A 9,868-nucleotide genomic window follows, 5' to 3' on the forward strand; every position below is an offset into this window, starting at 1 on the left:
GCTACCACGCCGGGACACCGTGACCGGGCGCCGTCGCCCGGGCGGCCGGCCACCACGGTACTTTTCGTACCTGGACGACCAGAGTCAGTGGCAGGCTGGCGAGCGGGTGAGCGGCTGCTACGCGATGGTGTCGACCACGCACATGGTCCGCGCGTCCCTGCGGGGGCTCGGCACCGGTCCGCTGCCCTACTGAGCAGTCGGAGCGTCGACCCGGGCGTGCTCAGCCTGCCGTGCTGCCGTCGCGTTCGCTGGCGTCGTCGACGGCCCGGTTCCTGGTCGACTGATCCGCCAGTTCGTGCTGCAGTGCGGTGACGTCGGTGGGTGAGCTGAACTACTTCAGCGCTCGGGCGATTCTGGCCTGCTAGGCCTTGGCTCGTCCGCCTCCATGTCCCCCCGCGCTTGCCAGGAACACGGGTCGCTGCGGCGACGCTCAGTTCACCGACGTGTCCTGGTCGGACACCGATGTACCGGTCGCGGTTACGAACGAAGTCTTGCACCGAACGCCAGGCTTCCATGGTTGGCAACAGGAGCGGTGGCTGCACCACTGCAATGACGCCGCAGCGTTCTACGGCCGCGCGGGCGCGGACGATCTCGCAGCCTTTCCGGATGCGGTGCAAGCCATCCGTGAGCAGTGGTGACGCCATCGCTGTCAGACCAGGGAGCCAGGATTTGGCACCCCACAGGCGGGAACACGAACCCCGACAGCCGCCACCGCCCGTCGCATTCCCACTGCGCCGTGTTCTCGAACCGGCCCCCGCGGACCCTCACCGTGATCACGCCGGATCCCGAACACCGCGCCCGGAGGGTGAGCAGCCGCCCACCCGGAATCTCGACCCGCCCCGGCAGCCTGCCGGAGACCCCCGAACCCCACGCACCGATCAGCTGTCCGCCGGGGACGCCCGCCTCCTCGACCGGCCCGGCCGGCGCCTCCGGACGCTTGCAGGCGGCCACCCCAGCGAGCACTGCGGCCACCGGCACGACGAGGGCGAGGATGCGACGCACCGGTGCGTTCAGGACGACGGCGACGCGGACGGATCGGGGCTCGCCGCCGGGGCCGCGCCGGGCGGTGCCGCCGGGCCGGTGCAGGCGACCGACCCGGCGAGCACGGCCAGGGCCGCGCTCGCCGTCGCCGGCCGGGACTCGTCACGACGCGCGCGGCGTGACCGGGGTGGAGACGTTCAGCGCGAGCGCCTCCACGTCCCACGACGTGATGGTGTCCGCCCGGTCGATGAGCATGGGGAAGGGGCCGGGATCGACCGGCTCCAGCTCGGGCGGGAACAGCATCGACACGTATCGCCATCCGACGTCGCAGTCGATCCGGCCCTCGTGGTCGAAGGCCTTGCCGCGGATGCGCAGGGCGAGCTGACCCGAGCCCGAGCAGCGGGCCCGGACCTTGATGAACCGGTCGCCGGGGATGGCGACCTCGGCGTGCGCCGCGGCGCGCTCCGCCGAGTTCCACCGGCCCACCGGCCGACCGGCATAGGGAAAGCTTGTCGACAGGTCGGGCGCGGTGGTGGTGGCCGGCACCGAGGCCGATCGGGAGGCCGGCCCGGCGGGCCCCGCCGGGCCGGTACAAGCGACCAGCCCGACGAGTGCCACCAGACCTACCAGCGCAGTTGTCACCAACGACCGCGGCATGACATCCTACCCGAGGTGTTTGAGGATGGAGGCTCCGACATCGTTCGCGCTCTTGCCGCCGGACGGGATCGATCCCAACTTGACGGGCTGCATCTGGGGACCAAGGTACGTCACCTTCATCCGCATCTGGGTGAAGTCGACGGTGGTGCCGTCGCTGCGGTGCCCGGAGTACTGGACCGTCTCCCACTTCACCGAGACGATCGGCACGACGACGTACTGCTTGCCCGCATCGGTGTGGAACGAGTCGGAGATCTCGACCTCCGTCGTCACCGACTTGGTCCAGGTGTAGCTCCAGGAGTCCTCGCAGCTGTCGCTGAATTTGCCCGAGATCACCTCACCGGAGATCTCAGCATCAGCGGACATCGTGTTCACGCCGCCCATCCCCTCGGCCCACTCCGTGGTCTCGGAGACCGTCGTCTTCGAGGAGTAGTCCTTCGCGACGTAGGGGTCGCCGAACACCATCGACAGCGGGACGTCCTCAAGGGCGAACTGCTGCTCGCCGCCGGTCGCGACGACCTTCTCGGTCAGTAGCGGCGGGCCGAGGTGGGCGTTGGCCTGGGCGCGGGCCTTGGCCAAGCGGCGTTTGGCGCAGACGGCGTTGCAGGGTGCGTCGATGTCGTTGTCGATCCGGTCCTCCTCCGCCTTGCGTTGCCGGCCCTCCTCCGTCTGCACCGCCGCCCATTCCTTGAGGCAGTCGCCGTCGCAGTCCGGCCGCTGACCGGACGGGTCGGACATGGTGACCGGCGAGTTGTTGGCGTAGGCGTAGCCGTTCGTGCTCGCCGGGTCGGTCGGGGCGAAGACCGGGTCGACCGAGAGGAACCGGCCGATCGCGGGATCGTACTCACGGGCGCCGACGTGGGTCAGGCCGGTGGCGTCGCGATCGCCGCCGACGAAACCCTTGGCGGTCGGCCAAGCGGGCGAGCCGCCGCGGGGCGCGCCGTAGGGGTTCTGCCGCCGGATGCTGATCGCCTGGCTGCCGGCGGCGACGGCGATGTTCTGCGTGTTCTGGTGGTCGCCGATGAGCCAGGTGCCGGTGCCCCGGTGGTCATCATGGCCACGACCTGACCAGCCCAGGAGTAGTACCGGGTGGCGGTACCCGCAGCCTGCTACTCGGCCCGACCGCCCTCGCCGCCCTGACCAACATCAGACCATGCGCGAAGACCGCGCTGGTCGCCGGCTACATATTCACCGGCCGCCACGGCCAGCCACTACGGCCGGACAACGTCAGCAGCCGCTTCAACCAACTCGCCACCGCCGCCGGAGTCCGCCCGATCGGCCCCCCACCAGATCCGCCACCTCCTCGCCTCCAACCTCCTCGACCTCGGATACGGCATCCCCGAAGTCGCCGAACGCCTCGGCCACGACCCCGCAACGTTGCTGCGCTACTACTCCCGCGTCAACGCCGCCCGCCGCCGCCAAGCCGCCCACGACCTCGCCGACCCCATCACACCACCAGCAGCCATCACACACCTCGACACAGCAGACCGACCGCCGAATCCAACCTGAAGATCGACCCGACAGGCACCCTCGTCTATGCCTGGGAGTCCATCGTGGACGCGACATCACGAACGGCACTTGATCCGAGGAGCTAACGAATGCGCTCACAGCGGAGATCAACTCCAGGTGGAGGTGGCATCATCACACAGCACCGGTCAGCACACAGCCGTGTTAGTTTCGGCAGGTCACTTGGATGTGGGGATACAGGCCGACACGAGCCGACACTCCATAGTGGACCCGGATCAAGCCCCTGGGGGTCGGGGTCGTGGGTTCAAATCCCGCTGTCCCGACGGAGCAAAAGGCCAGCTCAGCTGGCCTTTTTTGTTGACGGTAATCGATGTGTCGACCGCGCGATGACACTTGGGAAGACGAGTACCTGTTCCTGTTGGTCAGCGAGGGACGAGAGCAGGTGTCGCAGCTGCACGAGTCCATCTACCGCCAGGTACTTCGCGGAGCGCAACGGCCGTCGCGTTTCGTTCCCCACATGACCGTCGGTCGCCATGCCGACAAGGTGGCATTACGCGCCGGCGTCAGCGAGGCTGCTGAGATGGACCTGCCACTGATCGGCAGGGCGCTGTCCCTAACCGTCTACCGCCGGGACAAAGACGCAAGGCGCGTCCGAGAGCTTGACATTCCCCTCGGCGCGGCTTCGTGAGAGGGACGCACGCACCACTGTCTCCAGGGCAGGAAGCCGAGCCGGTAAGAGCTGGTGACGAGTCTTCGCCCGCCGGCGCGCACCAACGGCGGCATGACAGCGCACGTGCGCTGGGGTCTCGGCACCCGGTGCCAACGCCCTCGATGGTCGACCACTCTAGTCCTTCAGTAAGCGTGTCGGGCGCTGGATCGGCTTGGAGATAGACCAAGGGCCTTACCCTGCCGGGGTTTGCGACTCCAACGCAGCCCGGCAGAACAGGTCCCTTGTGGTGAAGAAGCTAACGCATGAGCAGAGCCGTCGGAACGCGGCACGCCGGCAGCACAAGGTCGAGGCGCGGCATCGGCAGGCGGGGCATTGGGGTGAGCGGTCAGAACCGATCCTCACCTCGCAGAAGATCAACTACGAGATCGGTGGCAACGTCGAGGCGACCCCGTACGGCGGGTTGTTCGCGATGCACCGGCTGGTCACCCGGCTCGGCCTCGTGCGGGCGATCGACGCCGGCGTTGAGCTGTTGAAGATGCATCTGCCGTATCACCAGTCCGATCATGTGCTGACCCTGGCCTACAGCGTGCTGTCGGGCGGCACCCGGCTGGAGGACGTCGACCGGCTGCGCAACGACGTGCCGTTGATGAACGGGCTCGGGGCCAGGCTGCTGCCGGACCCGACCACGGTGGGCGATTTCCTGCGCCGCTTCACCGAGGCCGACATCCTCGCGTTGATGGACGCGATCAACTCGGTACGGCCGGCGCTGTGGCGCGGGCGTGGCGCCGATCTGCTCGGTGCGGTGGCCTACCTGGACGTGGACGGCACGATCGTGCCCACCACCGGTCAGCTCAAGCAGGGCATGGACATCTCCTACAAAGGGATCTGGGGTTACGCGCCGCTGCTGGTCACCCTCGCGAACACCCGGGAGGTGCTCTACCTGGTCAACCGGCCCGGCAACGCCCCCAGTCATCTGGACGCCGCCACCTGGGTCGACCGGGCGATCGCCCTCGTGGCACCGTACGCGAAACGGGTGTGCGTGCGCGGTGACACCGACTTCGCCCTGACCGCCCATTTCGACCGGTGGGCCGAGAAGGTGGACTTCGTGCTCGGCACGGACAACATCGCCGCCCTGCGCACCCGGGCCGGGGCCCTGCCCGAGACGGCGTGGAAGAGCCTGCAGCGGCCAGCCTCGTACGAGAACAAGACCGGCACGACCCGGGCACGACGCCATAACCGCAAACAGCAGGTCGTGCGGGAACGGAAGTTCCTCAACCTGCGGCTCAACCACGAGGACGTCGCCGAGTTCACCTACCAGCCCAGGAAATGCCGGCGAGCCTACCGCATCGTGGTGCTCCGCAAGAACATCAGCCGAGCCAGGGGCGAAGACGTACTCATCGACGAGGTCCGCTACTTCTTCTACTTCACCACCTACAGCGCCCGCACCCACCCCCCGGCGCGGATCGTCGAGCTGGCCAACGAGCGCTGCGACCAGGAGAACATCCACGGCCAGCTCAAGTCCGGCCTCGGCGCCCTACGCGCCCCCGTCGACGACCTGCACAGCAACTGGGCCTACATGCTCATCGCCGCCCTGGCCTGGAACATCAAGTCCTGGCACGCGATGATGATGCACCGTAAGCACGACCGGCACGGCTTCATCCGCATGGAGTTCAAGCGGTTTCTCGACACCGTCGTCCGCGTCCCGGCCATGGTCATCGTCCGGGCTCGCGCCATCGTCGTTCGACTGCTCTCCTACACCGTCAACCTCGACCGGTTCTTCAGCGCATGGGCCACCACCGAACGAACCCGCTTCGGCTACGGCTGACCACAAGCCGGACCGCGTCACCGAGCACCGCCGCGCGGCCGCGGCGGCGGTCTGACGCGTCCAGCAGCGGAAACCCGCCACCCGAACCGCAGCAAAACGGGCACAAGCCCGGGACGGGTCAACGCTCGACCAAGCCCACCGACCGCCACGACCACCCTCAGCACATGATCATCTGCCTCTTCGACGGTGCGGACTACGAGACCATCCTCAACCGGCAGCTCGGTCGGTAGGCGCGACCAGGGCCGGCATCCGCGCACGAACCCGGACCTGTCACCCGCCGCTGCCTTCTTATGAACTCCCGGGTCGTTCGATGGACCGATGGACGACGGCGACGACCAGCAGTCCGGCGCCCAGCCACGCGATCGTGACGAGGGTGAAGGCCAGCCACTGGAACGGCGACGGCTGACGGGCCACCTCGTCCGCGCACCACCGGGTGATGTAGGACGCCGGCAACGCGTCGGCGACGTACTGCAGCGGCGCCGGCAGGTCCCGGAAGAGGACCAGCGAACCACCCGCAATGGTGTACAGCAGCTGCAGCATGTTCGGGGCACCGAACGGATCCCGCAGGATCACGGCAAGACCGGACAGCGCCAGGGCCGCTCCGGCGACCCCGACCGCGGCGAGGGCGAGGACGCCGGCCACGGTGAGGAAGGGCAGCGGCCAACGCCACAGCAGCAAGCAGCAGATGAGATAGGTGATCGTCCCCGAGATAAACCCGTCGACCAGGTGCGGCAACAGCCGCAGGACCGTCGAACGTACCTTGCCGATGGGCGAGCGCTGCCACGTCCGCAGCGTCTCGTAGAGCCGCTCGTTGCCGGTGGCCAGCGAACCGCCGAAGGCGATGGAGGTCGTGACGGTGAGCACGGCTGCGGTCGCGATGACGTAGTCCGCCGAGCGCGTGTACTGCGCCGCCATCTCGTAGAACACGAGCGAGAGCCCGATCGGCTTGATGATCCGGGAGGCCACGTAGCCCCGGACGTTGAGCCAGGAGAAGAGTCCCTTGTAGCTCCACCAGGCGTGTCCCGCGCTGGCGGCGAGGCGGTCACCCACCATTGCGTCGCTAGACATTCGTCGCCACCGCCTGTTCCCTGCTCTGGGTATCGAACCTCTTCGCCAGGGGCAGTGGCAGCAGCGCCAGCGCGCCGGTGATCGCCAGGGCGGCCGCCAGGTGGGCGGGCGAGCCGGTCTCCGCCCAGGCGCGGGCCTCGCGATAGGGAAGGACGAACGACACCCACGACAACGGGCCGACGACCGACTCCGGGACGCCGAAGACTCCCCCGAGCGCGACGACCAGCAGCAGCCAGCCGTTGGCCATGCCCGGACTGAACGGAAACCTGAGGATCAGATAGCCCAGCACGCTGAACAGCCCCACCGAGCCGGAACAGACCAGCAGCACGGCTAACGTCAGCCGGACGTAGTCGTTGGCCGGATCGAGGCCGCCGAGGAGGATCGCGGACACCAGGACGACGGGGTAGGCGATGAGGCTCTGCACCACGATCGCGCAGTACCGGCCGAGGGCGGCAGGTCGAAGCGGATCGGCGCCGCCAACCGCGATCGGTTTCCACCGGACCAGCGGCAAAGCCAACATCGCCCGCGCCACCCGACGCGCCGACCGCCGTCCCCACGACCTCATCACCGCCGTGATCAGCGGCAACCCGAAAACGCAATGACCCTGGGTATGACTTCCTCGGGTTCCATCACCGGATGGTCCCGTCGCAGCGATATCCGAAGTTCCGCTATCCGGCGTGCTGGCCCAGCGCCAAAGCGATGTCCCGGGCGCGCTCCCGTATCCGGGAGATGACCGGACGCAATCGATGCCACACCCCGACCCGCTGGCTGGTCGAGGATCTCAACCAGTTCCTTCGAGGGGGCGCCAGTACTTTCGCTATGGCAACTCGGCCCGCAGCTTCGCCAAGCTCGACCACTACGTCACCGAGCGGATGGCGTAACTGCTCTCCAAACGACACGGACGCTCCGGCCGGGGCAACGGCATGAAGCACATCATCATGTCAGGCAACCGCCTCAGTCTGGAACACCTCGCCGGAAACGTCGCGTACGGCAGCACCGTGCATGCCGCCAGGTGTAGGACGTCGGTAATCCGTGTAAGGGAGAACCTTACGCACGGATTGACGGGGGAGGCTGGAAACGGAAGCGCCGTCCATGGCCACCACGGGTGGGACGACCTGGCGGGAAACCGCAGGAATACAGACCCTGGGACCTACCGACGACCACGCCACCGCGCCTGCCTCCTACCCCCTCCACGGAGCGTTCCACCGATCCAAACTGCACCCCCTGCTGGAGCGCATCAACGCCTACCTGATGCGGTTCCTCCGTCGCGAGCTCAAACGGTTGCGGAGCAAGAAGAAAGCCCTCCAGTACTGGAAGAGGACCGTCGCGAGGCGGTGGGGCCTGTTCGTGCACTGGGCATGGAACACCTCGCTCACGACCGCCTGGTGACCAGGGCGACAAGAGCCCGGTAAGTCGAGAGGTTTCGCCGGGATCTGTGGGAGCCGGAGGGTGAGACCGCCTCCGGCCACCCGACAGGGCACTTTCGGGTTCCCGGCCGCCAGCCCGCGACATCCCTAACCAATGAAGGCGTTAGGTTAGTTCGTCTCCTGCCCTGGCCAACGATCGTTCAATGATGTGTCAACGCCGTCGCCGGAGACTTGGCTAGCAAGCTCGACCTCAAGAAAAGAGGAAAGGCATGAAGAAGGCGATCGGCGCACTGTCCGCAGGGTTGGTTGCGGCCGCAGCATTGGCCGCACCGGGCGCTGCGCACGCAAGTCCGGGTGCCACCACTGCCGCCAACCTGGCCTGCAGCACCACCGTGGATATCGGCTACACGGTGTTCTCCGGGGGCTACGTCCGCGGCTCCGGCAGTTACACGAGCGAGTCGTGCCTGGCAATCTCAAAGGTGACGCTGGTCATCACGCACAACGGCAGTGAGGTCGGCGCGACCCGGGTCACCAGATACCCCAGCACGCCCTCGTCCGCGTCGTTCTCGCCGACGGACTACCGCTGCGCGACCAGCTCGCTGTACTCGCGGTTCCGGACCAAGATCACCTGGACCTACGTCGGTGGTGGCGGCGGCACCAAGCTGTCCAATGAAATCAACGTGGAATGCTCCTGAGCAGGTGAGCAAGCCGACCGCCCGGCTTCGGAATCCGATCCCCGCCGGGCGGTCGGCGTAATTGATCCTCAAACCCTTTGTCCGACACGTATCTTTTGCCTCCAATTAACATGCGCTTGCATCGATGTAAGACATCCACTAGCATGGCTCCGGTCGCTACCGTCCTGCTGGCCCGGCATGGGCGGTCCGTCGATCCATGTGGGGGCTCGACGGGACTACGGGGTCGCGGGGAACAGCAGTGCAGTTTCATATGTTCGGCAATCTTCGAGCGACTTTTCTCGGTCAAAATTTCGATCTTGGTCATTGGCGGCAGCGGACCGTTCTCGGCGCCCTGCTCATGACTCCGAACATTGCCGTCAACCCGGACACATTGATCGAACGCACCTGGGAGAAAGAGCCGCCGACGCGCGTGCGTAACGTGCTTTCGTCGTACATCACGAGACTGCGTCAGCGACTCGACGTCGGGAAGGCCGCAAATCAGACGATAGCATTGCGGCGGTTGAGAGAGGGCTACGTCCTGATGGTCGACCCGCAGGCGGTCGACATACATCGCTTCCGAGCCGCAACGAATGCAGCGCTGGCTGAAGAAGACACCGCACAGGTGTTGCGCCGGCTCGAGGGCGCGCTGGCCGAGTGGACCGGCGACCCGTTGCATGGCATGCACAGTCAATGGGCGGTGGGAGTCCGCCAGGACCTGCGCGCGGAACGCCGACGGTGCCTGATCAAGGTCGCCGACATAAGCCTGCTGATGGAGGATCGGCGTGACCTCAGTGGGCTGCTCGGCGCGTACTTGAATGAAGAGCCTTTCGACGAATTGGTCGTTGAGAAGTACATGCTCACGCTGAGCGCTTCCGGCCAGACCTCACGGGCGCTGGAGCTCTACACGGAGACCCGGCTGCGCCTGCTCGACGAGCTCGGCATCGAGCCATCTGCCTCACTACAGGAAGCCAATCTGAAGCTATTGCGGCAGTGAGTCGTCCACGATCTCGATACTGTTACGATGGGGATCGATGAGACAGCTCACTGCAATTGCCTGGCGGCTTGCGGTGGCGGCGATGGCGTGGCTGGTCGCCGGCATCGGACACAACTGGTATGGCAACCGGCACCATTTCGCCGACCTGCGGATCTACCACCTGGCGGT

General features: G+C 66.9%; 10 protein-coding genes and 1 pseudogene. 6 read left to right on the forward strand and 5 right to left on the reverse strand.

The window, feature by feature from the left end:
• The first annotated feature begins 19 nt into the window (after window positions 1-19).
• Window positions 20-193: a hypothetical protein gene (locus ABT297_RS31310; RefSeq protein ID WP_350556003.1), complete on the forward strand. Its 174-nt coding sequence runs from the start codon at window positions 20-22 to the stop codon at window positions 191-193.
• 175 nt (window positions 194-368) lie between these two features.
• Complete coding sequence (locus tag ABT297_RS31315) at window positions 369-638, forward strand: CbrC family protein (RefSeq protein WP_350556004.1); 270 nt, start codon at window positions 369-371, stop codon at window positions 636-638.
• 505 nt (window positions 639-1,143) lie between these two features.
• Here the strand turns inward: ABT297_RS31315 and ABT297_RS31320 are convergent.
• From ABT297_RS31320 to ABT297_RS31330, 3 genes and pseudogenes are all read right to left on the reverse strand, one after another.
• A complete protein-coding gene (locus ABT297_RS31320; protein WP_350556005.1) occupies window positions 1,144-1,599 on the reverse strand; it encodes a hypothetical protein in 456 nt (151 codons plus the stop codon).
• A 45-nt stretch (window positions 1,600-1,644) separates the two neighbouring features.
• Window positions 1,645-2,373: a hypothetical protein gene (locus tag ABT297_RS31325; protein ID WP_350556006.1), complete on the reverse strand. Its 729-nt coding sequence runs from the start codon at window positions 2,371-2,373 to the stop codon at window positions 1,645-1,647.
• A gap of 39 nt (window positions 2,374-2,412) precedes the next feature.
• Window positions 2,413-2,712, reverse strand: a pseudogene (locus tag ABT297_RS31330) (RHS repeat-associated core domain-containing protein); the annotation flags it as partial.
• Window positions 2,713-3,472: 760 nt separating this feature from the next.
• Between ABT297_RS31330 and ABT297_RS31335 the strand changes: the two are divergent.
• Together ABT297_RS31335 and ABT297_RS31340 are read left to right on the forward strand one after the other, a co-directional pair.
• Complete coding sequence (locus ABT297_RS31335) at window positions 3,473-3,790, forward strand: 2'-5' RNA ligase family protein (RefSeq protein ID WP_350556007.1); 318 nt, start codon at window positions 3,473-3,475, stop codon at window positions 3,788-3,790.
• Window positions 3,791-4,058: 268 nt separating this feature from the next.
• Window positions 4,059-5,597: an IS1380 family transposase gene (locus ABT297_RS31340; protein WP_350556008.1), complete on the forward strand. Its 1,539-nt coding sequence runs from the start codon at window positions 4,059-4,061 to the stop codon at window positions 5,595-5,597.
• Between the two features lie 288 nt (window positions 5,598-5,885).
• Here ABT297_RS31340 and ABT297_RS31345 read toward each other — a convergent pair whose 3' ends face one another.
• Both ABT297_RS31345 and ABT297_RS31350 read right to left on the reverse strand, forming a co-directional pair.
• On the reverse strand, window positions 5,886-6,665 hold the full coding sequence (locus tag ABT297_RS31345; protein ID WP_350556009.1) for a hypothetical protein: 780 nt from the start codon (window positions 6,663-6,665) through the stop codon (window positions 5,886-5,888).
• Entirely contained in the window at window positions 6,658-7,185 is a 528-nt protein-coding gene (locus ABT297_RS31350; protein ID WP_350556010.1) for a hypothetical protein, read from the reverse strand. Before ABT297_RS31350 ends, ABT297_RS31345 begins: the two co-directional genes overlap by 8 nt.
• Window positions 7,186-8,301: 1,116 nt before the next feature.
• Here ABT297_RS31350 and ABT297_RS31355 point away from each other — a divergent pair.
• Window positions 8,302-8,727, forward strand: coding sequence for a hypothetical protein (locus tag ABT297_RS31355; RefSeq protein WP_350556011.1), 426 nt, complete (start codon window positions 8,302-8,304; stop codon window positions 8,725-8,727).
• Window positions 8,728-8,965: 238 nt separating this feature from the next.
• On the forward strand, window positions 8,966-9,700 hold the full coding sequence (locus ABT297_RS31360; RefSeq protein WP_350556013.1) for an AfsR/SARP family transcriptional regulator: 735 nt from the start codon (window positions 8,966-8,968) through the stop codon (window positions 9,698-9,700).
• Window positions 9,701-9,868 lie beyond the last annotated feature (168 nt).

The sequence above is a fragment of the Dactylosporangium sp. NPDC000555 genome (genome assembly GCF_040300025.1).
Taxonomy (GTDB): Bacteria; Actinomycetota; Actinomycetes; order Mycobacteriales; family Micromonosporaceae; genus Dactylosporangium.

Excerpts from the sequence above, each read along its gene's own strand:
- ABT297_RS31325 (WP_350556006.1), bottom strand. The coding sequence starts at position 2,373 with ATGTCCGACCCGTCCGGTCAGCGGCCGGACTGCGACGGCGACTGCCTC.
- ABT297_RS31335 (WP_350556007.1), top strand. The coding sequence starts at position 3,473 with ATGTGTCGACCGCGCGATGACACTTGGGAAGACGAGTACCTGTTCCTG.
- ABT297_RS31345 (WP_350556009.1), bottom strand. The coding sequence starts at position 6,665 with ATGTCTAGCGACGCAATGGTGGGTGACCGCCTCGCCGCCAGCGCGGGA.
- ABT297_RS31350 (WP_350556010.1), bottom strand. The coding sequence starts at position 7,185 with ATGTTGGCTTTGCCGCTGGTCCGGTGGAAACCGATCGCGGTTGGCGGC.
- ABT297_RS31355 (WP_350556011.1), top strand. The coding sequence starts at position 8,302 with ATGAAGAAGGCGATCGGCGCACTGTCCGCAGGGTTGGTTGCGGCCGCA.